Below are 26,061 nucleotides of genomic sequence, written 5' to 3'. Positions count from 1 at the left end.
CCGCACCCTACTGACAAGTGATCACGGGGAGGAAGGCGCGGACGCATGATCGGCCCGCACAACAAGGAGAATCCGCACTTCCGCTCGGTTACGCCCGCACACCGCCCGGCACGCCCTTACCTCCGCGCCCCCCACTCGCTTGGTGCCCCTCGGGCGATGGTGCGACGCTGGGTGGAGAGGTGTCCGACGAGGGGACCTGGAGGGCCGATGGGGCGCGACGTCCCGGCGCTCGTCTTCACCCGCGAGGACCGCCGCCGGTACCGGATCAAGATGCACGAGTGCCTGGACGCGCTGGCGCAGATGCTGCGCGAGGCGCGGTTCGAGTCGGAGCGGCCGCAGGTCGGCCTGGAGATAGAGCTGAACCTGGTGGACGACGGGGCCGAGCCGGCGATGCGCAACACCGATGTGCTGGAGGCGATCTCCGACCCGTTCTGGTCCACCGAGCTGGGCCGGTTCAACCTGGAGATCAACGTCCCGCCCCGGCGGCTGACGGCGGGCGGTCCGGACGCCTGGGAGTCGGAGATCCGGGCCGCGCTGAACCACGCTGACCAGCGCGCCCGGTCGGTCGGCGCCCGGCTGCTCATGGTCGGGATCCTGCCCACGTTGCGGCAGGAGGACATCACCGAGGAGGCCCTGTCGGAGAACCCCCGCTACCGGCTGCTCAACGACCAGATCTTCGCGGCCCGCGGCGAGGACCTGCGCATCGAGATCGACGGGGCCGACCGCCTGCGGACGTATGCGGACACCATCACACCGGAGGCCGCGTGCACCAGCACGCAGTTCCATCTGCAGGTGTCGCCGGAGGAGTTCGCCGGCTACTGGAACGCGGCGCAGGCGATCTCCGGGGTGCAGGTGGCGCTCGCGGCGAACTCCCCGTTCCTGTTCGGCAAGGAGCTGTGGCACGAGACGCGGATCCCGCTGTTCGAGCAGGCCACCGACACCCGCCCGGAGGAGATCAAGGTGCAGGGGGTCCGGCCGCGGGTGTGGTTCGGGGAGCGCTGGATCACCAGCGTCTTCGACCTGTTCGAGGAGAACCTGCGCTACTTCCCGGCCCTGCTCCCTCTGTGCGACGAGCAGGATCCGGTGGAGACGCTGGACCGCGGCGACACCCCCGAGCTGTCCGAACTCACCCTGCACAACGGCACGATCTACCGCTGGAACCGGCCGGTGTACGCCGTCGCGAACGACCTGCCGCACATCCGGGTGGAGAACCGGGTGCTGCCGGCCGGACCCACGGTGGCCGACACCCTCGCGAACGGTGCGTTCTACTACGGGCTGACCCGCGCCCTGGTGGAGGAGGACCGGCCGGTGTGGTCGCGGATGTCCTTCGCGGCCGCCGAGGACAATCTGCACGCCGCCGCCCGGCAGGGCATCGACGCGCTGCTGTACTGGCCCGGGATGGGTGAAGTGCCGGTGCCGGAGCTGGTGCTGCGGCGGCTGCTGCCGCTCGCGCACCGCGGGCTGGAGCACTCCGGCATGGACGCGGCGTGGCGGGAGCCGCTGCTCGGCGTCATCGAGCAGCGCTGTGTGACGGCACGCAACGGAGCGGTGTGGCAGAAGGAGATGTTCCATCACGTCGCCGGCACCACGCACGCCGGCCGGCACGAGGCGCTGCGCCGGATGACCCAGGTGTACATCGACTACATGCATCTCAACGCCCCGGTGCACACCTGGCCGGTGGACTGAGCGGGGTCAGCGGCGCGGGCGCAGGACGCTCACCGCGCGGTCGAACGCCGAGTCGCGGTTCTGCCTGAACTCCTCCTCGGTGAAGACCGGTTCGGTCAGCTGCGGCGGGATGCCCGTACCGTCGAAGGTGCGGCCGGTGCGGGTCAGGTACTCCTCGTTCGGCAGGATGAAGAGCATGCCGTCGGGGAGGGCGCGCATCATGACGTCCGAAAAGACGCCCTGGGTGGGCTGTCCGATCCGCACGGTGCGTCCGGGGCGGTCGAGCAGGGCCTGGGTGAAGGTCTCGCCGGCGCTGACGGTCGATCCGCCGGTGAGGACGGCGACCGGGCCGGTGTACCGGGGCGCGCGGGCCGGGACGACGGGCACGGGTTCGGGCCGGGTGTGCCGGGTGGGATCGGCCGGGTCGTTGCGGGCGCGTTTGGCGTACGCGGTGTACGGGGTGTCGGTCAGCCGGGCGGCGATGCGGACGCCGAGGGCGTCGGAGCCGCCGCCGTTCACGCGCAGGTCGATGATCAGGCCGTGCAGGCGCCGGGTGCGGGCCGGGGTCAGGACGGTGTCGAGCGTCCGGTCGAGTTCCGCCCGCTCGGCGGTGAACGGCGCGCCGTCGCCGGCGTAGCCGCCGAAGCCGGAGATCCGCAGGTAGCCGAGGTCGCCGGGCAGGTCGGCGTAGGTGATCCGGCCCGCGGCGAAGTCCTGCCGGTGCACGGCGTCGTGGAGATCGCGGGTGACAATGAACTGCTTGGCCTTGGCGTCCAGTTCCTTGCTCGGCAGCTCAGTGCCTGGCCGTACCTCGGCGAAGCGGCTGAAGATGCCGAAGAGTTCGGCCTTGGTGGTGTCGGGGTGCACCTGGGGCCGGTACCGGTCGCGGACGGCGTGCCAGTCGACGCCCTTCTGCGTGAAGAAGGGGTAGTTCTCCTCGAAGGTCTGCCACAGCACGTCGAAGCTTGTCCGCGGGTCTGCGGACGCGGGCCGGGTGCAGTTCGCGGGCAGGGCCCGGAGCCGGGTCAGCCGCCGGTGCCCGACGGCGCTGTCCGCGGCGAGCCGGGCGTGAACGCGGTCGGGGGTGGTCCGTACGGTGAGTGCGGTGCCGTCGGCCGTGAGGTAGCTGCCGGGGCCGGTCTGCCGTGCGGAGTCGCCCTCGATGCAGCTGAGGGAGGTGGTCTGGTACTCCCGCAGGGCTCCCCCGCCGAGGACGAACAGGGTGCCGTAGCCGTCGGTGCGCCACACCCCGTCGGTGGCGGGCGGGCCGGCCGGCGCGGCGGAGGCGGCGGGTAAGGCGGTGGCGGCGATGGTGAGGGCGGCGGCGACGGCCGTGACGATGCGCACGGTGGGGTCCTCCGGGTCGGGCGGGTGGGCGGACCCCCACCGTGTCGGACGCCCCGGCTCCCCCGCCATCCGGCGGACCGGCGCTCCGGCCCGGGGGACAGCCCCAGGGCGCAGCCGACGCTAGCGGTGTACGGCGGGCCGCTCCAGGCTCGTCTCGGGGCAGGCCGACGCCTCCGGCAGATGGAACTTCGCCCACTCGGCGAGTGCGCGGAGGGCGGGCTCCAGGGCCGCGCCCGCATCGGTCAGCCGGTAGGACACGCGCAGCGGGGGGCCCTCGTCGACCTCGCGCAGGACGAGGCCGGCCGCGCCGAGTTCGGCGAGCCGGTCGGACAGCATGCGTTCGCTGATGCCGGGGATGGCACGCCGGAGATCGGCGAAGTACGCGGGCTGCTCCACCAGGACGGCCACGATCGGGCCGCTCCAGCGTTTGCCGAGCAGCTGGAAGACCCGGGTGATGCCATCGTCCACCCGCTTGCACGCCGCGCTGTCGTGGTTCTGCTCCGCCGCCATGACCTCAGGGTACTACTTCCCGGTATGGGGCTGAGAAAAAGTAAGTCAGTGTGTTAAACATAGTCCAGTACTAAACGTGAGCCGAGCGCGCTGCGGCGTCCGGCTGTCCTGAGCTTCTCTGGAGACATACATGGCCACCCTGCTGCACATCGATTCGTCCGTTTTCCCGGCCGAGGCGTCGGCGTCCCGCGCCGTGACGGAGGCCTTCCGCAAGCACTGGGAGGAGCAGCACCCGCAGGGCACGGTCATCTACCGCGACCTGGCGGCCGAGCCCGTTCCGCACATCACCGCCGAGGCCCACCTCGCCGGCTTCGTACCGCAGAGCGCGCACACGCCCGAGCAGGCCGCCGTCTTCGCCGAGCGCGTGAAGCTGATCGAGGAGCTGGAGCAGGCCGACGCGATCCTGATCGGCGCCCCGATGTACAACTACACGATCCCGTCGACCCTCAAGGCCTGGCTGGACAACGTGATCCTCATGGGCCGCACCGCGGGCGAGAACCCGTCCGCCAAGGGCACCCCGGTCACCGTCATCGCCAGCCGGGGCGGCTCGTACGCGCCGGGCACCCCGCGCGAGGGCTACGAGTACGTGCAGAACTACCTCAAGGCCGTCCTGGCCGACGCCCTCGGCCTGGACCTGGAGTTCATCGTCCCGGAGCTGACCATGGCGACGAAGAACCCGGCGATGGCCGAGCTGGTCCCGCTGTACGAGGCCTCCCGTGACCGTGCCTTCGAGGCCGCGGCCGCCAAGGCCCGGCAGCTGGCGGAGCGTCTCGCCGCCTGAGCGTCCCCCCGTACCGCACCGCGGACCCCGGACCGGCACCGCGCCGGCCCGGGGTCCGTGGTGCGCACGGCCGCGTTCAGGCCAGGACCAGCACCAGGGGGACGCCCCGGCACGGCACCAGCCGCAGGCCGTCGTACACACCGGGCCGCGCGGCGGTGAGGACTTCGCCGAAGTCCGGGCCCTTGGTGAGGGAGCCGGCCAGATGGGCGGGGTCGGCGGAGGCGGCGACCCGGCCGCGGGCGTTCACCAGACGGGCCGGCCGGGGCAGTCCCCGCAGCAGCGGCAGCACGGCCGCCTCGAAGTGCCGCAGATACACGTCGGCCGCGGCCACTCCGGCGAACCGCCCTCGGATCCGCACCGGTTGGGACAGGGTGAGGCTGTACTCGTCGGAGCAGAGGTAGTCCACGTAGGGTCCGGCCACGGCCCGGCGCCCGGTGTCGCGGGGCAGCGCGAACCAGTCCCAGTGCGTGTAGTCGGAGTAGGCCGACCGGCCGGGGTCGAGATCGAGCAGGAGCGGGCGTACGGCGCCGTCGGCGCCCGTCTGCCACCATTCCAGCCAGGCCGGTACGTCGGCCAGCAGGCCGGGGGCCGCGACGAAGCCGACACCGGAGACGAGTTCCTCGTGCCGCAGCCGCAGATGCAGTCCGGGACGCAGGGCGGCGAGGTCGCGGCTGGCGGGCCTGCGGCCCTCGGCGGCCACCCGGTGCAGCAGGGCCGCGGTGTCGGCCCGGGTGGCGGCGACCGCCGCGAAGACGGCCTCCAGCGCGCCGCACACCTGCGCGGCCACCCGTGTCTCCGGGTCCGTGGCGACGGTGGCCCCGGGGCTGACGCCCATCGTGTCCTCCAGCGGACGGGAACCGGACGCGGCGCGGTCAGAGCGCGAGACGTACGGCGACGAGCCGCGCCGTCGACTCCCTGACGCACCGCTCGGCCAGCGTGCCGGCCGTTTCGTGGGCCCCATCCTGCACGGCGGAGATCACGGAGCGGTGACGCTCCGCAACTTCTTCACGATATGCGTCGTCGGCCAGGACGAGACACAGCAGGGCGCCCACCTCGCTCTGCAGGGCGACCTGTTCGCGGGTGAGCCGGGCCGACTGGGCGGCGGCGGCGAGTTCGACGTGGAAGCGGCCGTACAGCCGGCTGCGCGCCGCCGTGTCCCCGGCCTCCGCCAGTTCCCCGGCCGTGCGGCGCAGCGGCTGGAGGTCCGCGGGTTCGGTGCGCTGGGCGGCGAGCCGGGCGGCGGCACCGGACAAGGCGGCCCAGTGGTCGCCGAGGTCGCGCAGCTCCTCGGTGCTCCAGCCGCGCAGCCGGGACCTGAGCCGGTCGTCGGCGGGGATCTCGGGCAGCGAGACGAAGCTGCCGCCGCCGCGGCCCCGGCGGGTGGTGACCAGGCCCTGCTGCCGCAACGCCATGAGCGCCTCGCGCAGGGTGACCGTGGAGACGCCGAGCCGGCCGGCCAGTTCGCTCTCGCCGGGGAGCTGCTCACCGTCGGCGAGGAGGCCCAGGTCGATGGCGTCGCCTATGCGGCGGACGACCGCGTCCACGCGGGCCCGGTTGTCCACCGGACTGAAGACGGCCTTGCGGGCGCCTGCGTCGATCTCGTGCTGCCTCACGGTCACCACCTCGTGCGTTGACTCAAGCTTTACCCTAAGGGGACCTTGAGCTATGACCTATGACTTCATATGTTTGCGGTCAACGTTCAGCGCGCCAGAAAGGTTCCCGCATGCAGGGGATTGCGATCCGGTTGCAGGGCCTGCGCAAGTCGTTCGGCGAGAGCACCGCCGTGGCCGGGGTCGACCTGGAGATCCGGGACGGCGAGTTCTTCTCGATGCTCGGCCCGTCCGGCTCCGGCAAGACGACGGTCCTGCGGCTCGTCGCCGGGTTCGAGACACCGGACCAGGGCCGGATCGAACTCGCCGGACAGGAGGTCACCGGCCTGGCCCCGTTCGAGCGGGACGTACACACCGTCTTCCAGGACTACGCGCTCTTCCCGCACATGACGGTCGAGCAGAACGTCGCCTACGGGCTCAAGGTCCGCAAGGTGCCCAAGGCCGAACGCCTGGTCCGCGCCCGCAAGGCACTCGCCGAGGTCCGCCTCGAAGGCTACGGCCAGCGCCGGCCCGCCCAGCTGTCCGGCGGGCAGCGCCAGCGCGTCGCCCTCGCCCGCGCCCTCGTCGGCCGGCCCCGCGTGCTGCTGCTGGACGAGCCGCTCGGCGCCCTCGACCTGAAGCTGCGCGAGCAGATGCAGGTCGAACTCAAGGCGATCCAGCGCGAGGTGGGCATCACCTTCGTCTTCGTCACCCACGACCAGGAGGAGGCCCTGACGATGAGCGACCGGATCGCCGTCTTCGACCAGGGCCGCATCGCCCAGATCGGCACCCCCGCGGAGATCTACGAGCGCCCTGCGACCCCGTTCGTCGCCTCCTTCGTCGGCACCTCCAACCTCCTCGAAGGCGAGGCGGCCCACCGGATCACCGGCTCCCCGGGCACCTACAACATCCGCCCGGAGAAGATCCGCGTCCTGAAGGACGCCGCCGAGCCGGACGAGCCCGGGCACACCACCGCCACCGGCACCGTCGCCGAGGTCGTCTACCTCGGCGACGCCACCCGCTTCCTGGTCGACCTGGACGGCGGCGGCCGGCTCACCGCGCTCCAGCAGAACCTGGAGACCTCCTCCGCCGACGTCGCCGCCTACCGCGGCACCCGGGTCCGCCTCCAGTGGCACCGCCGGCACGCCGTCCGCCTGCCCTCCTGACACCGTCCCCTCCCCCTGGAGAACGCCGTGCGCCTCACCCGTACCCTGCGCTCCTCGGCCGTCTGCGCCGCCGCCCTGCTGCTCGCCACCGCCTGCGACTCCACCGGCTCCGGCGGTACGTCCGCCACCGGCCTCAACCCGCCCGACCTCAAGGCACCGACGAAGCTCGGCACGACCGAGGGTCAGGTCAACCTGATCGCCTGGGCCGGCTATGTCGAGGACGGCTCCAACGACCCCAAGGCGGACTGGGTCGGCGACTTCGAGAAGCGGACGGGCTGCCAGGTCCACTCCAAGGTCGCCGCCAGCTCGGACGAGATGGTGAAGCTGATGAAGACCGGCGAGTACGACGCCGTTTCCGCCTCCGGCGACGCCTCTCTGCGCCTGATCGCCTCCGGTGAGGCGGCCCCCGTCAACACCGACCTGGTCCCCAACTACAAGGACGTCTTCGAGGGGTTGAAGAACGGCGCCTGGAACTCCGTCAAGGGGAAGATGTACGGCATCCCGCACGGCCGGGGCGCCAACCTGCTGATGTACGACACCGCGAAGGTCAAGCCGGCGCCCACCTCCTGGTCGGCCGTCTTCGACGACGCCTCGCGGTACAAGGGGCACGTCACCGCGTACGACTCGCCGATCTACATCGCCGACGCGGCCCTGTACCTGAAGGCCACCAAACCCGAGTTGAAGATCAAGGACCCGTACGCCCTCGACCAGAAGCAGTTCGACGCGGCCGTGGCGCTGCTCAAGCGGCAGAACGCGGACGTCGGCGAGTACTGGAGCGACTACCTGAAGGAGGTCTCCGCCTTCAAGAGCGGTGACTCGGTGGTCGGCACGACCTGGCAGGTCATCGCCAACCTCGCCTCCTCCGAGGGCGCGAAGGTCAAGGCGCTGGTCCCGGAGGAGGGTTCGACCGGCTGGTCGGACACCTGGATGGTCTCCGCGAAGGCCAAGCACCCCAACTGCGCCTACAAGTGGCTCGACTGGATCGTCTCCCCCAAGGTCAACGCCCAGGTCGCCGAGTACTTCGGCGAGGCCCCGGCCAACTCCAAGGCGTGCGCGCAGACCTCGGACAAGAACTTCTGCACCGTCTACCACGCCGCCGACGAGAACTACTGGAAGCGGATCGCCTTCTGGAACACGCCCATCGAGCAGTGCCTGGACGGCCGCACGGACGTGAAGTGCGTGCCGTACGCCAGGTGGGTGCAGGCCTGGACCGAGATCAAGGGCTGAGCCGTGACCACCGACGTGCCGACCGCCGCCGGCCGGGGCACCGTCCGGCGGCTCGCCGGAACCCTGCACCGCAGGCCCCGGCTGCGCCTGGCCCTCCTGCTCACCGCCCCGCTGCTGTGGCTCACCGTCCTCTACCTCGGCGCGCTGGCGGTCCTGTTCGTCTCCGCCTTCTGGACCACGGACTCCTTCACCTCCCAGGTGGTGAAGGTCTGGTCGACGGACAACTTCCGCGCGCTGTTCACCACCCCCGTCTTCCGCCAGGTCGTCCTGCGCAGCGTCGGGGTGGCCCTCGCGGTGACCGTGCTGTGCGCGGTGATCGCCTTCCCGGTCGCGTTCTACACCGCCCGCGTGGCCCGGCCGGCGTGGCGACCGCTGCTCGTCGTGGCGATCCTCACCCCGCTGTGGGCGAGTTACCTGGTCAAGGTGTACGCCTGGCGGCTGATCCTCTCCGAGGGCGGCCTCGCCGACTGGATGCTCGCGCCGTTCGGCCTGAGCGGCCCCGGCTACGGCCTGCCCGCCACGGTCCTCACCCTGACCTACCTCTGGCTGCCGTACATGATCCTGCCGATCCACACGGCCCTGGAGCAGCTCCCGGCCCACCTGCTGGACGCCTCCGCCGACCTCGGGGCGCGGGCGGGACGGACCTTCCGCTCGGTGGTGCTGCCCATGGTGCTGCCGTCGGTCGCCGCCGGCTCGGTGTTCACCTTCTCGCTCAGCCTCGGCGACTACATCACCGTGCAGATCGTCGGCGGCAAGACGCAGCTGATCGGCAACCTCGTGTACTCCAACATCGAACTCAACCTGCCCATGGCCGCCGCGCTGGGCACCGTGCCCGTGGCCGTGATCGTCCTGTATCTGCTGGCGATCCGCCGCACGGGCGCCCTCAACAGCCTGTAGCCCCGCACGCCTGGAGAACCTGGAGGAGAAGAGCGTCATGCACCTCAGCCGCACCGCGCGCATCGCCCTGCGCATCGGCGCCGGGCTCGGGTTCGCGGTGATCTACGTCCCGCTGCTGCTCGTCCTGGTCAACTCCCTGAACCCCGACCGCAGCGCGAGCTGGCCACCGCCGGGGCTCACCCTGCACTGGTGGTCGGTGGCGGCGGACAACTCCGGTGCCCGCGCGGCGCTGTGGACCTCGGTGAAGGCGGGGCTGGGGGCGACCGCCATCGCGTTGGTCCTCGGCACCCTGATCGCCTTCGCCGTGGCCCGGCACCGCTTCTTCGGCCGCGACACCGTCTCCTTCGTCGTGGTCCTGCCGATCGCCCTGCCCGGCATCGTCACGGGCATCGCCCTCAATTCGGCGTTCAGCACGGTCCTGGCGCCGCTCGGCGTGGGTCTCGGGCTGTTCACCGTGATCGTCGGGCACGCCACCTTCTGCATCGTCGTGGTCTTCAACAACGTGGTGGCCCGGCTGCGCCGTACGGCCTCCTCCTACGAGGAGGCGGCCATGGACCTCGGCGCCACCACCTTCCGCGCCTTCGCCGACGTCACCTTCCCGCTCGTCCGCTCCGCGCTGCTGGCGGGCGGTCTGCTCGCCTTCGCCCTGTCCTTCGACGAGATCGTGGTCACCACGTTCACCGCGGGGCCGGGCATCGAGACCCTCCCCATCTGGATCTTCGGCAACATGACCCGCCCCCGGCAGGCGCCGGTGGTGAACGTCGTGGCCGCCGTACTGGTCCTGCTGTCGGTCATCCCGATCTACGTCGCCCAGCGGCTGTCCGCCGGCACCGCCACGTCGAGCCGGGTGTGAACACCCGCGCCTTGCGCGTTCGGCCACCGCAGGGATTCCAGCCTGCGGGCCTACCGCAAGGCGCGGGCGACGCTGGGGGTGGGTACCCGGACGTATCGCAGGCACACGCCGGGGAGATCGCATGACCACTGCACGCATCACGGCACCGGCACGGACGTTGCGCGCCGCCTACGAGGCCGCCTCGGCCGTCGTCGCGGGGCTGGGTGACGAGGAGTCCTGGTTGCCGACCGGCTGCACGGGCTGGGCGGTCCGCGACCTCGTCTTCCACTGTCTGCAGGACGCCCAGCGCGGACTCGTGGCCCTGCACACGCCGTCGGACGAGCCCGTCGACCGGGACGCGGTGACGTACTGGCAGGACTGGCGGCCGGACACCGCCGGCGCGGCGAACGGGCGGCGCTGGGCGCGGGTGAACGGGAGCATGTTCCTGGTCTTCGGTCAGTTGCAGGAGCTGTATCTGGAGACGCTGGCGGCGGCCGTGCACGCGGCGGACGCGGCCGATCCGGCCCGGCGCGTGGCCACCCAGGGGCACGTGCTGACGGCCGGCGACCTGATCACCACGCTGGCGGTGGAGGCGACCGTCCACCATCTCGACCTGACCGTCCGGCTCCCGCTCGCCGCCGGCCCCTCGCCCGAGGGCCTGACGGCGGTGCGTGCCACCCTCGACGGTCTGCTCGGCGGGGCCGCCCCGGCGGACTGGAGCGACGAGCGCTACGCGCGCGTGGGCACCGGACGGGCCGGGCCGACCGCCGCCGAACGCGCCGCCCTCGGTGCGGCGGCGGACCGGCTCCCGCTGTTCGGCTGAGGCCCGGCCGCACGCCCAACGTGGGGACACGCGCGGGCGACACCTGCGCGGTGCGGGGCATCGCGGCCGGGTTGATGGAAACCTGCGCCCCATGAACAACCCTCCCAGCATCAACAGTTACGTCGACCGGGTCACGGCCGGTCCCGGCGGGGCGCTGACCGCCGAGGTCGGCGTCATCACCGGCGACCTCACCGTCGCCACCATCCTCCTGGCCGACGGCCACAGTGCGCGGGTCGCCATCCAGCATTCCGGTAGCGACACCTGGTACACCCTCGCCGGCAGTCCCGCACCGGTGCCGGCCGGTCAACTCGCCGCCTACCACCGGGATCTGCTGGGCCGTATCCGCCGAGGTGGCGGAACACGCGCGACCTGAGCCGGGGCCGGTGCTGCTGACGGCCCGTCGGGAAGGGCTGCGTGAGACGGCGTTCGCGGGTGACCCGCGATGTCATGAACGCGTTGAAGAAGCGGACCCAGCAGCCGCAGCAGCCGAGCAAACAGGCGACGGTACCGGCGCGAAAACCGCCGTGCCCGGACACCACCGCAGCGGTCCGCGGAGCGGGGAGGTAGCCGTGCTCTTCCTGGTCGTCGCCCTGCTCCTGCTGGGCCTCGTCGTGGGAACGGCCGCCTATCTCCCCTGGCCCCTCACGCTGGTGCTCGGCTCGCTCATCGCCGTCTGGCTCGTCGTCTTCGCGGGCCGCGAACGACGGCGCCGCAACCGGACGAGGAGGGTCTGACATGCGGCTGACCGCTCCCCCCTCGTACCGGACGGGCCGGCGGGACACCGAGGGCATGGCCGTGGCCTCCTTCGTCCTCGGACTCGTCGGACTGCTCGTCCTCAACCTCGTCCTCGGCCCCATCGCCATCGTGCTGGCCGTCATCGCCCTGCGGCGGGACACCCCCCGCCGGTTCCGCGCCCTCCTCGGGCTGGGACTGGGCATCGCGGACCTGGTCCTGCTCGCCGTCCTGGCGTCCGCGCACGGAACGGCGTCCTGGTCCGTGTGGGGCGGCTGAGCGCGCCGTTGGCACGGCGCCCCGGGTTTCGGGGCCGCGCTCCGGGGGAGTCGGTGCCCGTGGTCTCGTATGGACCCCCTCACCGTGTGCACGTGCCGGCGCTGCGAGCCGACTGGCTGACCCAGACGTTCGTGCACTGGGCCTACCCGCCCGCTCGGATCCAGTCGCTCCTCCCGCGCGGGCTCACCGTGGACACGTACGACGGTTCGGCGTGGGTGAGCCTCACACCGTTCGTCATGGCCGGGGTGCGCCCGCCCGGCTCACCCGCCGCCCTTCCCTCTTTCGCGGAGACCAACCTGCGCACCTACGTGCGGGGCCCGGACGGCGGGCAGGGGCTGTGGTTCCTGTCCATCGAGGTGGCCTGCCCGGTGATGCTGGCCGCCCGCGCGGTGGGGGTGCCGTATCACGTCGGCCGCCTGGAGCTGGCGCGGCGCGACGGCGTGGTGGCCTACAGCGGCGCGCGGCGGGGCGGCGGCCCCGGGTACAGCCTGTCGGTCCGGCCGGGCGAGCCGATCCGGCCCAGCCGCCGGGACGTGTGGCTGACCTCGCGCTGGCGGGCCTTCACCCGGCAGCTCGGCGCCCTCTGGGAGACCCCCGTCGAACACGCCCCGTGGCCCTTGCGCGAGGCGCGCCTCGACGCGCTGTCGGAGACGGTCACCCGGGTCGCGGGACTGCCCCCGCCCGTGACGGAGCCGGTCGTGCACTTCTCGGACGGGGTCCGCAACGTGCGCCTGGGCGTCTCGCACCCGGTACGGCGCCGCGGCAGGGCCCTCGACGGTGCGGCCCCGGACGGATGAACCGGAACCCACCGGGCCCCGCCCGGCTGCGCTTCGACGGCTGGATCGCCGGTATCGGTACGGCCTCCGGGACCCGTGTGGTGCTCGGCCACTGGCCCCGCTCGCCGTTCGGCCCGTTCAGCGACGTGATGCTCGAGCGGGAGGACGGCCACCGTCTGCTGCTGGCCCCGACCCGGCGCACGGCGGACTTCATCGCCGGCACCTACGCCTTCGACGAGGTACGGATCGTGCCGGTACGGGTCCGCGTCGCCGGCGACCACTGGGCGGTGACCGCCGGTGCGCTGCTCGACCTGCGTCTCACCGTCGGTCGCAGAAGCCTGCCGGGTGTGCTGCTGAGGGCCGTGCCCGGAGCGCTGGCCGCCCGGACCGGCTGGACGGCGCTGACCGACCCGCCGGCCCGTGTGCTGCTGGGGGCGCGGACCCGTGGGAGCGCGGGCGGCGGCCGGCGCGAGTGGTACGGCGCCCGCGATCTGCACCGGATCACCGCGGCGAGCGCCGTCCACGAAGGGCGCGACCTCGGCTCGCTCGCCCCGGTCGAGCCCGCCGTCCGGTTCGGTTTCGGCTCGGCGCCCCGCACACCGAGCCTCGTACGCGTCACCACGACGGTGAGCGTGCCGCGCGCGGCTGAGAGCCGTGCACTCCCCCGCCCGAAGCCGCAGGAACGACGAAGGAGGACCGTCATGAACGGACCGGTACGGTCCCGTACGCCCCGGCCGCATCCCACCGGCGGCACCGACATGAAGCTGCTCGCCATCTACCTCAACGACCACCTCGCCGGCGCCACCGCGGGCACCCAGCGCGTCGGCCATCTGGCGCGCGCCTCCCGCGGTACCGCGCTCGGCCGTGCCCTCGACGGCGTGGCCGCCGAGATCGCCGAGGACCGGGCGACGCTGCTGGAGATCATGCGGGACCTGGACGTCCCCGTGCGCCACTACAAGGTCTGGGCCGGCTGGGCGGCCGAGAAGGCGGCGCGGCTGAAGGGCAACGGCCGCCTGGTACGGCGCTCTCCGCTCAGCACCGTGCTGGAACTCGAGGCGCTGCGGCTGGCGGTGGAGGGCAAGGCGGCCGGGTGGACCACCCTGCGCCGGCTCGCCCCCTCCGACGAGCGCCTGGACCCCGCCCTGCTCGACACGCTCCTCGACCGGGCCGAACGCCAGCAGGACACCGTGGAGGAGTGGCGCGTACACGAGGCCGAGACGGCCCTGAGCACGCCCGGCCGGGCCGCCGCGTGATCCCACACCGGCACACCGGCCCGAACACCCCGCCCGGCCCGCCGCCCAAAACCGCCCCGACCAGCCCGACGGCTCCGACCGGGCCGACCGGCCCCACCAGTCGTACCTGCCCGCCCGGTCCAGCCGGCCCGACCAGTACGGCCGGTCCGGCGACTGTCCGACCCGGCTGCCCCGACTGACCCGCGGCCTCGACCGGCCCGGCTGCCCCGATCGCCTCCGGCCCTGACTGCCCCGATCGACCCAGGTTCCCCGACCGACCCTGGGCCTCGTACGCCCCGGCTGCCCTCATCGCCCCGACTAACCCGGCGGATCGCCCCTGCTGGCCCGCCCAGTCCGGCTGACCCGGTCCACCCGGCGCCACGCGGGCTCCCCGCCCATCCGACGCGGTCCCCGGCCCACCCCGCACCCCCGACCCCTCGGCCAGAGCGGCAAGGCGGGGCCTTTCGTAGGCTGAAGAGACCCGTTCCTCCTCGCGGAGGTCTGCCGGCAGGCAGGAGATGGTCGTGATCGAACTGGCCGCGGCGTTCGCCGTCGCGGGAGCGGCGAGCAACGCCGTGGGCACCGCGTTCCAGCGGAAGGCGGCCTCGGCGAGCAGCCGCGGCGGGCTCCGGCTGCTCGCGGATCTGGTGCGCCAGCCCTTCTGGATGATCGGCATGGCCGGCGTGATCTGTGCCGCGCTGTTCCAGAGCCTGGCGCTGGTCAACGGCCCGCTCGCGCTGGTCCAGCCGCTGTTCATCCTGGAGCTGCCCTTCGCGCTGTTGGTCGCCGCACCGCTGATGCACCGGCGGCTGCCCCCCTGGGGCTGGTGGGGGGTGGGCGGCTGTGTGGCGGGCCTCGCCGTGCTGCTCGTCGCCGCCGCCCCGCACGGCGCGACCGATCACGCGCCCGTCGCCCGGTGGGTCCCGGCCCTGTGCCTGTGCGTCGCCGCAATGGCCGCGGCCGTGCTGCTGGCGGGCCGGGGACGCCCGCCGGCCCGGCGCGCCGCGCTCCTGGCCGCCGCCTCCGCGACGGGCAACGCCCTGACCGCCGCCCTCCTGAAGTCGGCCAGCGGCACGTTCGCCGACAACGGCTTCTCGGCGTTCCTGCGGTCCTGGCAGACGTACGGCTTCGCGCTCGCCGGTGTCGCCTCCGTGCTGCTGCTGGAGAACGCGCTGCAGGCCGGCCCGCTGGCGGCGGCGCAGCCCGCGCTGACCATCGGCGACGCGGTGGTCAGCCTGACCCTGGGGATCACCCTCTTCGACGAGCGCATCCGCACCGGCTGGTGGCTCGTGCCTGAGGCCTGCGGTGCCCTGCTGATCGTGGGGGGTGTGCTGGTTCTCAGCCGGGCCGTGCAGCGCATCATCGTGCTGCCGGTGCCGGCCGAGGAGCAGCATTCCACGACGTGAGGCGGCTCAGGGAACGGCGGTGCACGCCAGTCGGCCGTCAGCGCGTCGCGCAGGGTCTCGGCCTGGCGGCGGGCGGTGCTCCGCTCGGTCGCCTCGCGGCAAGGCTCGGCGGCGGGGCCCGTTCGCCCGACTGCACCGCAGGCCGGTGCACCGCTTCGTGCGGCTCGGGCCGAGTCCGAGGTCCGGTGGTGGTTGACCCCCGGCTGCTGCCGCGCGAAGTACTGATCCGACGGCGCGGCGACGCGGCGGCACCGCCGGTCCGGGCAACGGCGGACCGGCGACTCAGCCCACGGCGGGGACGGCCACAACCCACAACGGGACAGCGGCCCACCTCACGGCGAGGACGGTAGCCCGCACCACAGCAGGACGGTCGCTCAACCCACAGCGGAGGCGGTGGCCCAGCCCACAGCGGGGACGGTGGCCCACCCCACGACGCAACGGCCACTCAGCCCCCAGCGAGACAGCGGCTCAGGTCGCGGACGGGCGGCGGGCGTAGGTCTCTATCTCGATCTTCATCCGGGGGTCGGCAAGGCCGCACTCCAGCATGGTGGCGGCCGGCCGGACGTCGCCGAAACAGCGGCGCAGCACCGGCCAGCAGGGCTCGAAGTCCGCGCGGTCCGGCAGCAGGTAGCGCACCCGCACCACGTCGGCGAAGCCGCACCCCGCCTCGGCCAGTGCGGCCCCGATGTTGCGCAGGCACTGTTCGGCCTGCTCCACCACGTCGTCGGAGATGGTCATGGTGGTGTAGTCGAAGCCGGTGGTCCCGGAGACGTGCACCCAGTCCCCGTCGACCACGGCGCGGGCGTACCCGATCTGTTCCTCGAAGGTGGAGCCGCTCAGGATCGCGCGTCGTTCCGTCATGCGCCGAACGCTAGGCGACCGGCGTCGGCAGGTCCAACCGCTACTCGGCCCTCACCGGGTGCCGGCTCATGATCGAGACCCGGTTGAACGCGTTGATGGTGACGGCCACCCAGATCACCGCCGATATCTGGTCCTCGGTCAGGACGTCCCGTGCCGCCGCCCATGCGGTGTCCTGGGCGGCGGTGTCGGCCGCGGCGGTGGTCGCCTCGGCGAGGGCCAGGGCGGCGCGTTCGGCGGGGGTGAACAGCTCGGTCTCGCGCCAGGCGGCGAGCACGCCGAGGCGCTGCGGGGTGTCGCCCGCACGCAGCGCGGCCCGGGTGTGCAGGTGCAGGCAGTAGGCGCAGCCATTGAGCTGGGACACACGGAGGTTGACCAGTTCGACCAGGACCCGGTCCAGGCCCGCGTCGGCGGCGACCGAGCGGACCGCTTCGGAGGTCTGCACCAGCGCGTGGTACGCCTTCGGGCTCTGCTTGTCGATGAAGATCCGCCGCGTGGTGCCGGCCGGCTCGGGACTGGTCAACCTGGACTCCTCCGGATCAACTTTGTTGAACTTGAAACTATCACGTCACCGGACGAGCGCGAGCCGGTCGGGATGCCGGAGCAGCAGGGCCCCCAGGCTGATCATGTTGGCGGTGGTCTCGTGCCCGCCCATCAGCAGGCAGGAGCAGGAGCAGGCCCATCGTGGCGGCCTCCCGGCGGGTGAGCCGGCCCAGTCCCGCGCCGGAGGACGGCACCTGGCCCGCCGGCCCCGCAGTGGCGCTGACGGGCATGTTGGTGGTGCTGTGCATAGCATCCAGGTATGGCAGACATTCCCGACGAATTGGTCAAGCTGGAACGATCCGCTGAAGCGGAGCGCGCGCAGCTGGCCGGCCTGAGCGGTGAGGAGTACGACGCCCAGTGGCTGGCTTGGCGCCGGGCGGCCGAAGCGTTCCAGGCTGCGGTGACCGAGCACTCGGCGCACGAGGGCATGTCGCGGTACGAGCTGGAGCAGGCGGTGAAGAAGGCGGTCCGGAGCGCAGAGGAGGACCCGGCGCAGTAGCCGGACCTCCCCCGTCAAGGTGTCGCAGCCGGGGCAGCAGCACGGCCTCCACGTCGTCGGACCTACCCAGGGTGCAGTCCACCCGGTCAGGACGAGACGATGACCCGGCGGCCGCTGTCGCTCGCGTCGACGCACTCCTGGTAGGGGTTCGGGTCGCCCTGACGCTCCTGGCACTTCCACGCAGCCCCGCCGACGCGGACCGTCGCGGGTGCGTCCCCCGTACCGGAGGCGGCCTTGGTGTAGGCACCCGCCACTTGCAGGGCGGTGGCGCAGGAGACGGTCCGGTCGGCCGATACCGCCAGCCCGGTGGCCCTGTCCGCGCCGCAGTACGACATCGAAGGCTGAGCGGTGTCAGAGCCGGCGGCCCCGGTGCCGGCGACCGCAAGGGCCGGGGCCCAGAGGCCCAGGGCCGCGGCCCCCAGCAGGGCCGCGGCCATGCTCCGCTTGATCGAGCGCATAGGGTGTGCCTCCCTCACGGCGATGACGGGTGGTGGCCTGTGCGTGCGTCCCCGGGGCGGGGCAGGCCGGGTGTGCCGTGTACCCAGCCTTCCCCGGTACGCGAACCTCGTACCAGGGTGGCTGAGCCGCCGGAGCCCGTCCGGGAGCGGAGTGCGCCGGCGGTGTCAGCGGTTGACGAAGGTGAGGCTGCTCGCGTCGTAGCGGTCGCCCGCGATCTGCCCGGCCGGGGCGGCGGCCTCGATCGCGGCGAGGTCCTCCGCGGTCAGCTCGACGTCCAGTGCCGCCAGGTTCTCCTCCAAATACCGCTGCCGCCGGGTGCCGGGGATCGGCACCACGTCCTCGCCCCGGTGCTGCACCCAGGCCAGCGCGAGCTGGCCGGCGGTGACGGACTTGGCGGCGGCCAGCTCGTTCAGTTTCGCGACGATCGCCAGGTTCCGTTCGAGGTTGCCGTCGGCGAACCGCGGCTGGCTGCGCCGTACGTCGGTCTCCGCCAGTCCTTCGAGCGAGCTGTAGCGGCCGGTCAGGAAGCCGCGCCCGAGCGGCGAGAACGGGACCAGGCCGATGCCGAGCTCGCGGCAGACCGGGGCGACCTCCGCCTCCAGGTCCCGGGTCCACAACGACCACTCGCTCTGCAACGCCGAGATCGGGTGCACCGCGTGCGCCCGTCGGATGGTCTGCGCACCGGCCTCGGACAGCCCCAGGTGACGGACCTTGCCGGCCTGCACCAGCTCGGCCATGGCGCCGACGGTCTCCTCGATGGGCACCTGCGGATCGACCCGGTGCTGGTAGTAGAGGTCGATGTGGTCGACGCCGAGCCGACGCAGCGAGGCCTCACACGCCTGGCGTACGTAGGCGGCGTCGCCGCGGATCAGGGTGGGCTCGCCCAGGCGATTGGCGAAGCCGAACTTGGTGGCCAGCACCACCTCGTCCCGCCGCCCGGCGATGGCCCGCCCGATCAGCTCCTCGTTGTGCCCGAAGCCGTAGAAGTCGGAGGTGTCGAGGAAGGTGACGCCGAGGTCGAGGGCGCGGTGCAGGGTGGCGATCGACTGCGCGTCGTCCGTGGCACCGTAGCCGTGGCTCATGCCCATGCAGCCGAGTCCCTGCGCGGAGACGGCCAGTTCGCCCAGATACCGGATGGGGACGTCGGTCATGCTGCTGCCTCCTGGGCTCGTTGATCGTTTCCCTGGGACGCTAGTTGCTGGAGCGCACTCCATGTCAAAGGGGCTGCCCTTGGCGTCGGGTGCGCACCGAGGTATGGATGGGCAGTCGTGACGGGCCTTCCCGACCTGTCCGTCCGAGCGCAGGGAGTACGAGAACATGACCGACCCGGGTGACGGGCCGCTGGAGCGTTGGGAACAGCGCCGGGACGAGCGACCGCGTCCGGCGGCGCGGTGGCGTCGGCGAGCGGTGATCGCGGGGGTCACCGCCGTGCTCCTCGCCGGGGGTGTCTGGCATGTCGTCTCCCGGTACGCGGCGAGACCCCGGCTGACCGTCGTCTCCTCCCGATCCGCGATCGTCGGGGTGTGGAGGCTGGAGGGCGGCCGCACCGGGCGGGTGGAGTTCGCCGCCGACGGGCGATTCTCGGCGGTGGGACTGCCCATCGCGACGTCGGTCGACGGGTTCACGGGCCAGGGGAAGTGGTCGCTCGACAACCGTGGGGGCCTGGTGGCGCTCCGGCCGGATCATCACCCGTCGGACATGGAGCCGGACGCGAGCCTGGGAGTCGTCCGCGCCGACGGCGGCCTGCGGTTGTGTGTGGGCTCCAATTCACCGGGAGTGCTGTGCGACGCTCTGCTGGGGCCGGCCACAGCGCCGCGGTGACACACCTGATGGCCGCTCCTCGGCCGGCCCTGTCACCGTTGCGGGGCACAACGCCGGCCGAGGAGCGGAGACTGCCGCAAGCCGGGGATCAGCGGGCCGCGAGGGTCTCTTCGCTGTCAGCGTGGGTGCGGGCGCGGGAGCTGCAGGCCGCTTCAGAAGCAGCGTGACGAGAAGGCCTACGACCATGCCCGCCGCGGCGAGCAGCACCACCAGGAACTCGCCGTCCGCCGTGGCGGCCTCCAGCGCGTGGCCGGTCTTGCCCTCGGTGCCGATGCCGGCGATGACGGTGAAGACGGCCAGGCCGGGCACCAGCAGGCCGTAGCCCGTGTCGGCGTCGAAGCCGTACGCGAGGGCGACCGTGACGCAGCCCCGTACGGCTCGCCGTCGTCCGCGTGCTCGACGCGGGCGGGGAGCACAACTGCGGCAGCGTACTGGCACTCCTGGGGATCACAGCCGAGTCCACGATGACGCACCACTGGCGCGTACTGCGCGAGAGCGGGGTCATCTGGCAGCACCCTCCGGCGGGGAGAACCTGCTGTCCCTGCGGCGCGACGACCTCGACGCGCGCTACCCGGGACTCCTGGACGCCATCCTGGCGGGCGCCGCCGACGACGAAGCGCTGAAGAAGGCCCCGGGCTCCGCACCCACCGGCGCCCGTACCCGTTCCGGCGCCTGACCCGGGCCCGTCGAGCACGCCGGACAGCGGCTCCTCCGGATCCGGCTCAAGGCCTCCCCGATGTGGGCCGGTTCGGCGGTCCCGCCGTCACAGCACGCCTCCCGCTTCGTCGTGGAAGACCCCCGGCAGGCCGTGACCGTCCAGCCGCCGCCCCGGAGCCAGGGCGCGATCACCTCCCGGCAGGCGCTCTGCCTGCTCCGCACGTGTGAGAGGGAGCAGACCCCGTTCGCACAGCGGGCATATCGGGGTTGTCGCCCTCATGCAATCCGAAAGGTTCCGGCATGAAACGCCTCGCTCTTCCCGCCCTGGTCACCGTCGCGGTTCTCGCCTCGGGCGGGACGGCCACCGCCCTCGACACGGCCGATCAGCCGGAAGGAAAGCGAACCACCCCGCGCGCGGAGGACTACACCTGGGCCGAGGGCAGACACGCCGTACTGACACCCGGCCAGACCGGCAGTTCCGAAGCCCAGTGCCCGCCCGGACAAGTACCGACGGGCGGCGGCTACGACGCCTTCGACGGAGGCAGTGTCAACCTCATGGTGAGCACCAACTCGCCGACCAGCGACGGCTGGCGCGCCGTGGCCCGCAACAGCAGCTCCGCGCACACGATGGAGTTCTGGGCCGTGGTGCTCTGTGCTCCCGGCACGCAGACCAGGAGCCCCCGACTCGTCCCGGTTGCCCGGTAGCGGTCGGGAAGGGGCCACGTGGGCCTTCGTACGGATCACGGCCCCGGGCCGAGGCACGGCTCCGGCGGTCGTCAGTCTGCCGCCGGCAGGACCTGGACGGTGTCCCCGACCGCGCGTTCGCCGGCCGCGTCGGACGGGTGGTTGACCACTGTGCCGTTGACGGCCATCGCGGTGGAGCCGCCGCCGTCGAGGTTCATCGCCTGCACGGCACCGAGCGACCTCATGAACGCGGCGGCCTCGTAGAGGGTGAACCCTTCGCTGCCGTTCTTCAGCCGTCCGTCCACCGTCGCGAGGATCAGCCGGCCCCGCCTGTCGATGCCCGCCATGGTGCGCGGCTGACGGACGTTGGCCCAGGCGTATCCGAAGGAGGTGTACTCGGGGTCGACCACGCCCTCGGCGGCGGCGTCGATGTCGATCCGGCCGTCCTTCACCAGCGTCGGCGCCGCGCTGACGATGGAGTCGTCGCCGTCGAGTGCGACCCGCCCGCCCCCGGCGGTGCGGACGACCTCGCTGACCTTGATACGGCGGTACGGCTCGGCGTGCGCCGTCAGCCAGTCGGCCGCCCTGCCGACGCCTTGCAGCACATGCCCGCCCTCGGGGACGCGGCCGCCGCGCGCGCCGGCGGAGAGGACACGGCCGGACGCGTCCAGCACGACCTGCGTTCCGGGACCGGCCGGCAGGTCGGCCTGGAAGGCATCGGTGAACCGGACCATGTCGTCGGCCAGCCGGCAGGTCACGTCCTGCCAGGGCAGCTCGCTGGGCGTGCTGCCGGGGCGGCCGCAGTCCCGGACCGTGCCGGGCACCCGGTTGATGCCCTGGATCGGGTAGGCGGCTTTGCCCGCCCGGGCGGTGGCGGTGCTCGTCAGGTCCGCGATCCGGATGCTGTGGCCGCCGTCCTCGATGAGCAGCGCGGACCGGGAGCCGGCCGCCATCGACTCCAGTTCCCCCTGGTAGGCGCCGATCCCGGACATGGTGCCCGGCACGCCGTCGCCCGGCGACATCACGAAGAAGCCGCCGTTGACTCCGACCAGCGAGTTCAGCTTCCGCGCCACCGCCGAGGTGGTCTCGCGCTGTGCCACGTTGCCGTCGTGCGTGGCCTCGATGCTTCCGTCGAAGGTCTTCGGGTCGATCACCGCCACGTGGACGTTCTCCAGGTCGGCCGGCTCCTGGATGTCGTACCCCGTCCAGGACGGGGTCGTGCGGAACCCGGCCGCGGTGACCGCCGACGCGGCCGTCCGCGCCTGCTCCTGGGTGGCGAAACGGCCGACCCGGACCCGGTACCCCATCAGCCCGTGCGGAGTGTCGGCGTAGTACGGCCACTGCACGCTCTCCACGCGCGGCTGGAAGCCTGCCCGGGTCAGCTTGCGGGCCGTGTCGTCAGCCCAGGTGCGGGTGGAGACCTCGGCCCAGGTCACGGGCGCGTCCGGATCGTTCGTGCTCCACCGGCTGCTGGTCGGCGCCTGCACGGTGACCGTCCAGGAATGCCGCGTGCCGGGGTGCTGGATGACACCGGTGCGGACCGTGACACCGGGGGCGACGGTCTGCGCGGTCCACCGCTCGGTCGCCGTCGTGTGCGCGGGGCCCGCCTCCGCCGCACCGGGCAGGAAGGCCGGGGCCGTGACGGCGAGCACGAGGATTGCCGCGAGCCGGGCACGGACACGAGCGGAGCGCCGTGCAGCACCCCGGATGCGGGTACGACGCATGCGCATGCACCTCACGAATGGTCGGGGGGCGACCGTGCCCCGAGCACATCTTGACAACGGTGGTCCACTTCACCGGCCGTACGTGACATCCACTGTCTCGCGAACGAAAGGAAACACAACAGACATGTGAACTCGCCAGTGCCCGCCGGGCATCGGCCGAACGGCTCAGCCGAACGCGGATCGTGCGGTCGCGTGGAACTGCACGTACTCGATGGTCGCACCGCCCGGGTGGCGCACGGTCAGGTTGCGGCCGGTGGGAACGTCGTTGGGGCCGTCGAGGATCTCCCCGCCGTGCCGCTCGGCGATACGCAGCACCTGGTCGATGGACTCCACGATCGTGGTGGCGTGGGTGCCGCGGTACGGGGCCAGGGCCTCCTCCGTGCCCGCGAGCAGCAGATAGCCGCCGACGCTCGCGAGGTCCAGGTCTCGGTAGGTGAACCGCAGCCGCGGCTGTTCTCCGGTCAGTTCCACGAAGGTCGGCAGTGCCGCGTCCAGGTCGTCGACGTAGACGCGGGCGAGGGTGGCAAGTACCGGCATGGCCATCTCCTAGATCATTTCGACTTTCCCGAAACATCGAAGCAAGCCGCATACTACGGGTGTTGCACAGGCGAGGAGGAGGACCGGTGGCACAACTCGTGAGGGCTGAACCGGACTTGGCCGTGGTGCTGCACGCACTGGGTGACCCGGTCCGGCTGGAACTCGTCCGCCGGATGGCCGAGAGTGGCGAGACCGCGTGCAGCCCGGACGGCCTGGACGTGCCCCGGTCGACGTTGTCCAATCACTGGCGGATCCTGCGCGAGGCCGGAATCACCGAGACCCGCCGGGCGGGAAAGGCCCGCCTGATGTCCCTGCGCCGCACCGACCTCGACACCCGCTTCCCCGGACTGCTCGCCGCCGTGCTGGCCGAGGGCAGGCGATGAGCACCGGCGTCGCCGGCCCGGTGGGCCACGCCGCACGGAGCCGCCCTCAAGCGTCCCGGCGCCACGTCACCAGCGTGCGTCTGGCCGCCACGGAGCCGGGGCGGTCCGCGCCCAGGTGCCGCTCACGATCCGCCACCACCTGCGTCAGCAACCGGACGGTCTCATCCGTGCGGCCCGCCTGCCGGTACGAAAGGGCGCGGTCGGCACGGGCCGTAAGGGGGGCGGGGTGATTACGGCCCAACACCCGCTCGCTGTCGACGACCACTCGTTCCTCGATCGCCAGGGCAGAACAGGTGGTGGCCGGCCAGGAGCGGCAGCTTGGCGGGGACCACCCGTCCACCGCCATCTCCCGGCGGCCCGAGCCTCCTCCTACCGGCAGGCGGGCCGTACGGAGCAGGCCATCGCGATCGAGGAGCGCGCGGCGGCCGACTTCGAGCGGCTGCTGGGCCGTGAACATCCTTCCACCCTCACCGTCCGCGGCAACCTCGCCTTCTCCTACGCGCAGGCGGATCGCGTCGATGCGGCCATCACCCTGCTGGGGCACGTGGTGGCCGACGCCGAACGGCTGCTCGGCACCCTCACCGCCCGCTTCAACCTCGCCATTTCCCGAGGCCACAGCGCTGCTGGAGCAGGCGGTGGCCGACCGCGAACGGCTGCTCGGCGCGGACCATCCTGTCATGCTCGCCGACCGGGCGGCGCTGTCGGTACGGCCGGCGGAGGGGAGGTGACAGTACGCGGCCGCCCGCGTTTCAGTACGCGGTCGAAGGGCCCCGGCGTCCCGGGGACGCAACGCCTCCCGGGCACCGCGGATGCCCCGTCGTCCTCGGCCTAGATACCGAGCGTGATCGCCGCCCCGACGCCGCCCAGGCCGAGGGCGACCGCGGCCTCTGCCCAGCCGCCCCTGCCCCAGGGGAAGAGGCGGTCGGCGGACAGTCGGCCCGGGCCGATGGCGGCGACGGACAGGGCGACGACGGCGATGCACACGTTGAACTCCACGCCGCCGTCCGCCTCCCACGCACCATGGGCGCCGGTGACCGTGGCCATCGCGTTGATCATGACGCCGATCAGGGCGGCGGCCGCGAGCGGCGTGAGCAGCCCGAGGGCCAGGCCGAGGCCGCCGAGCAGCTCGGACAGGCCTGCGATCACGGCGAAGGGCTTTCCCGGGCGGTAGCCCAGCGCCTCGAACCCCCTCGCGGTCGCGGTCAGGCCGTCACCTCCGAAGAGTCCGAAGAGCTTCTGCGCCCCGTGCCCGGCCATGAACAGGCCGAAGGCCAGCCGGAGGAGCAGCAGGCCGCAGTCGGCGGCGGTCGCCAGGGGCTCGGGGCCGGTGGGATGCGCGGCGGGTCGGGAGGAAGGGGCGGAACGGTTCAGAATGCGCTTGATCAACATGACAGTGCTCCGGTGGGAAGGCCAGAGCGGGCGTTTCCCCCAGCTCGGACGCCTGCCGAGCAACCGGTGGGGGGTCGGCTCCACGCAGCGTCGTGGAGCATGCCCCCGTACCCCCGATCCTTCCGTCGCGGGCGGTGTCGTGCATCTGGGGGCGGGACGTACATGCTCAGCCGCGCGGTCAACCGTTCGCACCCACTAGGCGCCGGCCGCGGCAGTGCTGCCTCAGCCGAAGGGATCCCCCCCCCGACAGCGGGCGCGCTGTGCACTGCACGGACCGCGACGACAACCGGGCACGGCGTACCGGAGGTCACGTACCACCGCTCCCCCGACCGGTACCGCTCCCTGCTCACCGGGCAGCCACAGGGTGCCGGCGGTGACGCCTGCCTCGGCGAGCCGGGTGAGGTCGGCGGCGACGCTCGCCGCGGTGGGGGCGGTGCCGCCGAGCGGCCGTCCCGGTGCCGTGACCGCCGCGGGCAGGCCGGGTGGCGTGAGGAACGCGGCCGTGAAGAGCGTGGGGCGGTCGGCGTCCGCCGTGCCGGCGAGTCCGCGCAGGCGGCGTCGTACGTCGGTGATCTCCGCGGCGTCGACACCGGTGCCGTACCAGCCGTCGCCGAAGCGCAGCGCGCGGCGCAGGGCGGCGTCGCCGTGGCCGCCGACCCGCACGGGCGGACCGCCGGCGGTGACCGGGGGCACTCCGAGGTGGGCCGCGCGCAGGGTGGTGAACGGCCCGTCCAAGTCCGCGGGCCGCCGCGTCCACAGGGTCCGGGCGGCGGCGAGGTGGTCGTCGGTGCGTGCACCACGTTCACGGGCGGGTACGCCGACCGCGGCGAACTCGTCCGGGTTCCACCCGGTGCCGACGCCCAGGACCAGCCGGCCGCCGGAGACGACGTCCAGGGTGGCGGCCTGGTTGGCGAGCACCAGTGCCGGGTAGTACGGCGCGACGAGTACGGACGTCAGCAGCCGCAGACGCGTCGTCGCCCCCGCGACGGCCGCCGGCAGCACGAGCGGATCCGTGTCGAGGCCGCAACCGCTGTCCAGGAGTCGGTTGCCGACGTTGCGCGGGGCCGACGGGCCGCCCCCGTGGAACACCTGGAACCGTCCGTCGACCGTCCGTGTACGGGTCCTCCGACCTGCCCGAAGGGCGGGTGGGCGCTTCACCGCTCATCCGTTCTACCGACACTCCCTGGTCATGGTAGGTTCACAGAAAAATCGAAGCCGCCCCGGGTTGCCCGGTATTTTGGAGCG

The 26,061-nt window shown here is 72.6% G+C and carries 32 protein-coding genes and 3 pseudogenes; 21 read left to right on the top strand and 14 right to left on the bottom strand.

Going from position 1 to position 26,061, the window contains the following annotated elements:
- Positions 1 to 207 precede the first annotated feature (207 nt).
- Positions 208 to 1,686: a glutamate--cysteine ligase gene (locus ACIP4Y_RS22080; RefSeq protein ID WP_401396011.1), complete on the top strand. Its 1,479-nt coding sequence runs from the start codon at positions 208 to 210 to the stop codon at positions 1,684 to 1,686.
- 6 nt (positions 1,687 to 1,692) lie between these two features.
- Here the strand turns inward: ACIP4Y_RS22080 and ACIP4Y_RS22075 are convergent, their stop codons facing one another.
- A complete protein-coding gene (locus ACIP4Y_RS22075) occupies positions 1,693 to 3,012 on the bottom strand; it encodes a S41 family peptidase (protein ID WP_401396008.1) in 1,320 nt (439 codons plus the stop codon).
- Positions 3,013 to 3,132: 120 nt separating this feature from the next.
- A complete protein-coding gene (locus ACIP4Y_RS22070) occupies positions 3,133 to 3,522 on the bottom strand; it encodes a helix-turn-helix domain-containing protein (protein WP_358643568.1) in 390 nt (129 codons plus the stop codon).
- A gap of 130 nt (positions 3,523 to 3,652) precedes the next feature.
- Here ACIP4Y_RS22070 and ACIP4Y_RS22065 point away from each other — a divergent pair, with 130 nt between their 5' ends.
- Positions 3,653 to 4,303, top strand: coding sequence for an FMN-dependent NADH-azoreductase (locus ACIP4Y_RS22065; protein ID WP_401396005.1), 651 nt, complete (start codon positions 3,653 to 3,655; stop codon positions 4,301 to 4,303).
- Between the two features lie 76 nt (positions 4,304 to 4,379).
- Here ACIP4Y_RS22065 and ACIP4Y_RS22060 read toward each other — a convergent pair whose 3' ends face one another.
- Both ACIP4Y_RS22060 and ACIP4Y_RS22055 read right to left on the bottom strand, forming a co-directional pair.
- Positions 4,380 to 5,138 carry a cache domain-containing protein gene (locus tag ACIP4Y_RS22060; protein ID WP_401396002.1) on the bottom strand — a complete coding sequence of 253 codons (759 nt, stop codon included), beginning with the start codon at positions 5,136 to 5,138 and terminating at the stop codon, positions 4,380 to 4,382.
- Positions 5,139 to 5,175: 37 nt separating this feature from the next.
- A complete protein-coding gene (locus ACIP4Y_RS22055) occupies positions 5,176 to 5,916 on the bottom strand; it encodes a FadR/GntR family transcriptional regulator (RefSeq protein WP_401395999.1) in 741 nt (246 codons plus the stop codon).
- Between the two features lie 110 nt (positions 5,917 to 6,026).
- Between ACIP4Y_RS22055 and ACIP4Y_RS22050 the strand changes: the two genes are divergently transcribed.
- The 12 genes and pseudogenes from ACIP4Y_RS22050 to ACIP4Y_RS21995 all read left to right on the top strand — a co-directional run bounded on the left by ACIP4Y_RS22050 (position 6,027) and on the right by ACIP4Y_RS21995 (position 15,262).
- Entirely contained in the window at positions 6,027 to 7,058 is a 1,032-nt protein-coding gene (locus ACIP4Y_RS22050) for an ABC transporter ATP-binding protein (protein ID WP_401395996.1), read from the top strand.
- Positions 7,059 to 7,085: 27 nt separating this feature from the next.
- Positions 7,086 to 8,285 (top strand): ABC transporter substrate-binding protein, encoded by a 1,200-nt coding sequence (locus tag ACIP4Y_RS22045; protein WP_401395993.1) that lies wholly within the window; start codon positions 7,086 to 7,088, stop codon positions 8,283 to 8,285.
- Between the two features lie 3 nt (positions 8,286 to 8,288).
- Positions 8,289 to 9,182, top strand: a complete 894-nt coding sequence (locus ACIP4Y_RS22040; RefSeq protein WP_401395990.1) for an ABC transporter permease — start codon at positions 8,289 to 8,291, stop codon at positions 9,180 to 9,182.
- A gap of 37 nt (positions 9,183 to 9,219) precedes the next feature.
- Complete coding sequence (locus tag ACIP4Y_RS22035; protein WP_401395987.1) at positions 9,220 to 10,035, top strand: ABC transporter permease; 816 nt, start codon at positions 9,220 to 9,222, stop codon at positions 10,033 to 10,035.
- A 121-nt stretch (positions 10,036 to 10,156) separates the two neighbouring features.
- Positions 10,157 to 10,837, top strand: coding sequence for a maleylpyruvate isomerase N-terminal domain-containing protein (locus ACIP4Y_RS22030; RefSeq protein ID WP_401395984.1), 681 nt, complete (start codon positions 10,157 to 10,159; stop codon positions 10,835 to 10,837).
- 91 nt (positions 10,838 to 10,928) lie between these two features.
- Positions 10,929 to 11,210, top strand: a complete 282-nt coding sequence (locus ACIP4Y_RS22025; RefSeq protein ID WP_358643550.1) for a hypothetical protein — start codon at positions 10,929 to 10,931, stop codon at positions 11,208 to 11,210.
- A gap of 196 nt (positions 11,211 to 11,406) precedes the next feature.
- Positions 11,407 to 11,571, top strand: a complete 165-nt coding sequence (locus ACIP4Y_RS22020) for a hypothetical protein (protein WP_199833654.1) — start codon at positions 11,407 to 11,409, stop codon at positions 11,569 to 11,571.
- Position 11,572: 1 nt separating this feature from the next.
- Positions 11,573 to 11,848, top strand: a complete 276-nt coding sequence (locus tag ACIP4Y_RS22015) for a DUF4190 domain-containing protein (RefSeq protein ID WP_358643548.1) — start codon at positions 11,573 to 11,575, stop codon at positions 11,846 to 11,848.
- A gap of 86 nt (positions 11,849 to 11,934) precedes the next feature.
- A complete protein-coding gene (locus ACIP4Y_RS22010; RefSeq protein WP_401395979.1) occupies positions 11,935 to 12,645 on the top strand; it encodes a YqjF family protein in 711 nt (236 codons plus the stop codon).
- A pseudogene (locus tag ACIP4Y_RS22005) lies at positions 12,642 to 13,262 on the top strand (hypothetical protein); the annotation flags it as partial. The gene ACIP4Y_RS22010 and the pseudogene ACIP4Y_RS22005, both read left to right, overlap by 4 nt.
- Before the next feature lie 63 nt (positions 13,263 to 13,325).
- Entirely contained in the window at positions 13,326 to 13,877 is a 552-nt protein-coding gene (locus ACIP4Y_RS22000) for a hypothetical protein (RefSeq protein ID WP_401396167.1), read from the top strand.
- 503 nt (positions 13,878 to 14,380) lie between these two features.
- Positions 14,381 to 15,262 carry a DMT family transporter gene (locus tag ACIP4Y_RS21995; RefSeq protein WP_401395976.1) on the top strand — a complete coding sequence of 294 codons (882 nt, stop codon included), beginning with the start codon at positions 14,381 to 14,383 and terminating at the stop codon, positions 15,260 to 15,262.
- A 468-nt stretch (positions 15,263 to 15,730) separates the two neighbouring features.
- Here the strand turns inward: ACIP4Y_RS21995 and ACIP4Y_RS21990 are convergent, their stop codons facing one another.
- The 3 genes and pseudogenes from ACIP4Y_RS21990 to ACIP4Y_RS21980 form a co-directional block, all read right to left on the bottom strand.
- Complete coding sequence (locus tag ACIP4Y_RS21990) at positions 15,731 to 16,123, bottom strand: RidA family protein (RefSeq protein ID WP_358643542.1); 393 nt, start codon at positions 16,121 to 16,123, stop codon at positions 15,731 to 15,733.
- Between the two features lie 40 nt (positions 16,124 to 16,163).
- Positions 16,164 to 16,643, bottom strand: coding sequence for a carboxymuconolactone decarboxylase family protein (locus ACIP4Y_RS21985; RefSeq protein WP_401395973.1), 480 nt, complete (start codon positions 16,641 to 16,643; stop codon positions 16,164 to 16,166).
- Positions 16,644 to 16,691: 48 nt separating this feature from the next.
- Positions 16,692 to 16,833: pseudogene (locus tag ACIP4Y_RS21980) on the bottom strand (cytochrome P450); the annotation flags it as partial.
- 89 nt (positions 16,834 to 16,922) lie between these two features.
- Between ACIP4Y_RS21980 and ACIP4Y_RS21975 the strand changes: the two are divergent.
- The gene (locus ACIP4Y_RS21975) at positions 16,923 to 17,162 is read left to right on the top strand and encodes a hypothetical protein (protein WP_401395970.1); all 240 of its coding nucleotides are present in this window, start codon (positions 16,923 to 16,925) and stop codon (positions 17,160 to 17,162) included.
- A gap of 86 nt (positions 17,163 to 17,248) precedes the next feature.
- Here ACIP4Y_RS21975 and ACIP4Y_RS21970 read toward each other — a convergent pair whose 3' ends face one another.
- Complete coding sequence (locus ACIP4Y_RS21970) at positions 17,249 to 17,620, bottom strand: hypothetical protein (RefSeq protein ID WP_401395967.1); 372 nt, start codon at positions 17,618 to 17,620, stop codon at positions 17,249 to 17,251.
- A 165-nt stretch (positions 17,621 to 17,785) separates the two neighbouring features.
- Positions 17,786 to 18,772 carry an aldo/keto reductase gene (locus ACIP4Y_RS21965; RefSeq protein WP_401395964.1) on the bottom strand — a complete coding sequence of 329 codons (987 nt, stop codon included), beginning with the start codon at positions 18,770 to 18,772 and terminating at the stop codon, positions 17,786 to 17,788.
- Between the two features lie 166 nt (positions 18,773 to 18,938).
- On the opposite strand from ACIP4Y_RS21965, the gene ACIP4Y_RS21960 reads away from it, so the two are divergent.
- The 3 genes from ACIP4Y_RS21960 (at position 18,939) to ACIP4Y_RS21950 (ending at position 20,804) form a co-directional block, all read left to right on the top strand.
- On the top strand, positions 18,939 to 19,442 hold the full coding sequence (locus ACIP4Y_RS21960) for a hypothetical protein (protein WP_401395961.1): 504 nt from the start codon (positions 18,939 to 18,941) through the stop codon (positions 19,440 to 19,442).
- Between the two features lie 392 nt (positions 19,443 to 19,834).
- Positions 19,835 to 20,065: a hypothetical protein gene (locus ACIP4Y_RS21955; RefSeq protein WP_401395958.1), complete on the top strand. Its 231-nt coding sequence runs from the start codon at positions 19,835 to 19,837 to the stop codon at positions 20,063 to 20,065.
- A gap of 334 nt (positions 20,066 to 20,399) precedes the next feature.
- Positions 20,400 to 20,804 carry a hypothetical protein gene (locus ACIP4Y_RS21950; RefSeq protein WP_401395955.1) on the top strand — a complete coding sequence of 135 codons (405 nt, stop codon included), beginning with the start codon at positions 20,400 to 20,402 and terminating at the stop codon, positions 20,802 to 20,804.
- A gap of 71 nt (positions 20,805 to 20,875) precedes the next feature.
- Here the strand turns inward: ACIP4Y_RS21950 and ACIP4Y_RS21945 are convergent, their stop codons facing one another.
- Complete coding sequence (locus ACIP4Y_RS21945; RefSeq protein ID WP_401395952.1) at positions 20,876 to 22,507, bottom strand: phosphodiester glycosidase family protein; 1,632 nt, start codon at positions 22,505 to 22,507, stop codon at positions 20,876 to 20,878.
- A gap of 165 nt (positions 22,508 to 22,672) precedes the next feature.
- Positions 22,673 to 23,044, bottom strand: coding sequence for a hypothetical protein (locus ACIP4Y_RS21940; RefSeq protein WP_401395949.1), 372 nt, complete (start codon positions 23,042 to 23,044; stop codon positions 22,673 to 22,675).
- Between the two features lie 86 nt (positions 23,045 to 23,130).
- Here ACIP4Y_RS21940 and ACIP4Y_RS21935 point away from each other — a divergent pair, with 86 nt between their 5' ends.
- Entirely contained in the window at positions 23,131 to 23,427 is a 297-nt protein-coding gene (locus ACIP4Y_RS21935) for an ArsR/SmtB family transcription factor (protein ID WP_401395946.1), read from the top strand.
- A gap of 46 nt (positions 23,428 to 23,473) precedes the next feature.
- On the opposite strand, the gene ACIP4Y_RS21930 is transcribed toward ACIP4Y_RS21935, so the two are convergent.
- A complete protein-coding gene (locus ACIP4Y_RS21930) occupies positions 23,474 to 23,773 on the bottom strand; it encodes a tetratricopeptide repeat protein (protein ID WP_401396164.1) in 300 nt (99 codons plus the stop codon).
- Between ACIP4Y_RS21930 and ACIP4Y_RS21925 the strand changes: the two are divergent.
- Positions 23,654 to 23,950, top strand: a pseudogene (locus ACIP4Y_RS21925) (tetratricopeptide repeat protein); the annotation flags it as partial. The gene ACIP4Y_RS21930 and the pseudogene ACIP4Y_RS21925 sit on opposite strands and share 120 nt — an antisense overlap.
- A 112-nt stretch (positions 23,951 to 24,062) precedes the next feature.
- The gene (locus tag ACIP4Y_RS21920) at positions 24,063 to 24,155 is read left to right on the top strand and encodes a hypothetical protein (protein WP_401395944.1); all 93 of its coding nucleotides are present in this window, start codon (positions 24,063 to 24,065) and stop codon (positions 24,153 to 24,155) included.
- A 100-nt stretch (positions 24,156 to 24,255) separates the two neighbouring features.
- Here ACIP4Y_RS21920 and ACIP4Y_RS21915 read toward each other — a convergent pair whose 3' ends face one another.
- Complete coding sequence (locus ACIP4Y_RS21915; RefSeq protein ID WP_401395941.1) at positions 24,256 to 24,816, bottom strand: DoxX family membrane protein; 561 nt, start codon at positions 24,814 to 24,816, stop codon at positions 24,256 to 24,258.
- Between the two features lie 222 nt (positions 24,817 to 25,038).
- Positions 25,039 to 25,905 (bottom strand): TIGR03619 family F420-dependent LLM class oxidoreductase, encoded by an 867-nt coding sequence (locus tag ACIP4Y_RS21910; protein WP_401395938.1) that lies wholly within the window; start codon positions 25,903 to 25,905, stop codon positions 25,039 to 25,041.
- Positions 25,906 to 26,061 lie beyond the last annotated feature (156 nt).

This window comes from Streptomyces sp. NPDC088810, from assembly GCF_044750305.1.
GTDB lineage: Bacteria > Actinomycetota > Actinomycetes > Streptomycetales > Streptomycetaceae > Streptomyces.
Note: the sequence above shows the minus strand (reverse complement) of the source record. Positions and strands in the feature narration are given on the sequence as shown.

Excerpts from the sequence above, each read along its gene's own strand:
- ACIP4Y_RS22080 (WP_401396011.1), top strand. The coding sequence starts at position 208 with ATGGGGCGCGACGTCCCGGCGCTCGTCTTCACCCGCGAGGACCGCCGC.
- ACIP4Y_RS21915 (WP_401395941.1), bottom strand. The coding sequence starts at position 24,816 with ATGTTGATCAAGCGCATTCTGAACCGTTCCGCCCCTTCCTCCCGACCC.
- ACIP4Y_RS22050 (WP_401395996.1), top strand. The coding sequence starts at position 6,027 with ATGCAGGGGATTGCGATCCGGTTGCAGGGCCTGCGCAAGTCGTTCGGC.
- ACIP4Y_RS22065 (WP_401396005.1), top strand. The coding sequence starts at position 3,653 with ATGGCCACCCTGCTGCACATCGATTCGTCCGTTTTCCCGGCCGAGGCG.
- ACIP4Y_RS22015 (WP_358643548.1), top strand. The coding sequence starts at position 11,573 with ATGCGGCTGACCGCTCCCCCCTCGTACCGGACGGGCCGGCGGGACACC.
- ACIP4Y_RS22070 (WP_358643568.1), bottom strand. The coding sequence starts at position 3,522 with ATGGCGGCGGAGCAGAACCACGACAGCGCGGCGTGCAAGCGGGTGGAC.
- ACIP4Y_RS21930 (WP_401396164.1), bottom strand. The coding sequence starts at position 23,773 with ATGGCGGTGGACGGGTGGTCCCCGCCAAGCTGCCGCTCCTGGCCGGCC.
- ACIP4Y_RS21975 (WP_401395970.1), top strand. The coding sequence starts at position 16,923 with ATGGCAGACATTCCCGACGAATTGGTCAAGCTGGAACGATCCGCTGAA.
- ACIP4Y_RS21965 (WP_401395964.1), bottom strand. The coding sequence starts at position 18,772 with ATGACCGACGTCCCCATCCGGTATCTGGGCGAACTGGCCGTCTCCGCG.
- ACIP4Y_RS21945 (WP_401395952.1), bottom strand. The coding sequence starts at position 22,507 with ATGCGTCGTACCCGCATCCGGGGTGCTGCACGGCGCTCCGCTCGTGTC.
- ACIP4Y_RS22000 (WP_401396167.1), top strand. The coding sequence starts at position 13,326 with ATGAACGGACCGGTACGGTCCCGTACGCCCCGGCCGCATCCCACCGGC.
- ACIP4Y_RS21970 (WP_401395967.1), bottom strand. The coding sequence starts at position 17,620 with ATGCGCTCGATCAAGCGGAGCATGGCCGCGGCCCTGCTGGGGGCCGCG.
- ACIP4Y_RS21950 (WP_401395955.1), top strand. The coding sequence starts at position 20,400 with ATGAAACGCCTCGCTCTTCCCGCCCTGGTCACCGTCGCGGTTCTCGCC.
- ACIP4Y_RS21940 (WP_401395949.1), bottom strand. The coding sequence starts at position 23,044 with ATGCCGGTACTTGCCACCCTCGCCCGCGTCTACGTCGACGACCTGGAC.
- ACIP4Y_RS22030 (WP_401395984.1), top strand. The coding sequence starts at position 10,157 with ATGACCACTGCACGCATCACGGCACCGGCACGGACGTTGCGCGCCGCC.
- ACIP4Y_RS21990 (WP_358643542.1), bottom strand. The coding sequence starts at position 16,123 with ATGACGGAACGACGCGCGATCCTGAGCGGCTCCACCTTCGAGGAACAG.
- ACIP4Y_RS22025 (WP_358643550.1), top strand. The coding sequence starts at position 10,929 with ATGAACAACCCTCCCAGCATCAACAGTTACGTCGACCGGGTCACGGCC.
- ACIP4Y_RS21960 (WP_401395961.1), top strand. The coding sequence starts at position 18,939 with ATGACCGACCCGGGTGACGGGCCGCTGGAGCGTTGGGAACAGCGCCGG.
- ACIP4Y_RS22060 (WP_401396002.1), bottom strand. The coding sequence starts at position 5,138 with ATGGGCGTCAGCCCCGGGGCCACCGTCGCCACGGACCCGGAGACACGG.
- ACIP4Y_RS22035 (WP_401395987.1), top strand. The coding sequence starts at position 9,220 with ATGCACCTCAGCCGCACCGCGCGCATCGCCCTGCGCATCGGCGCCGGG.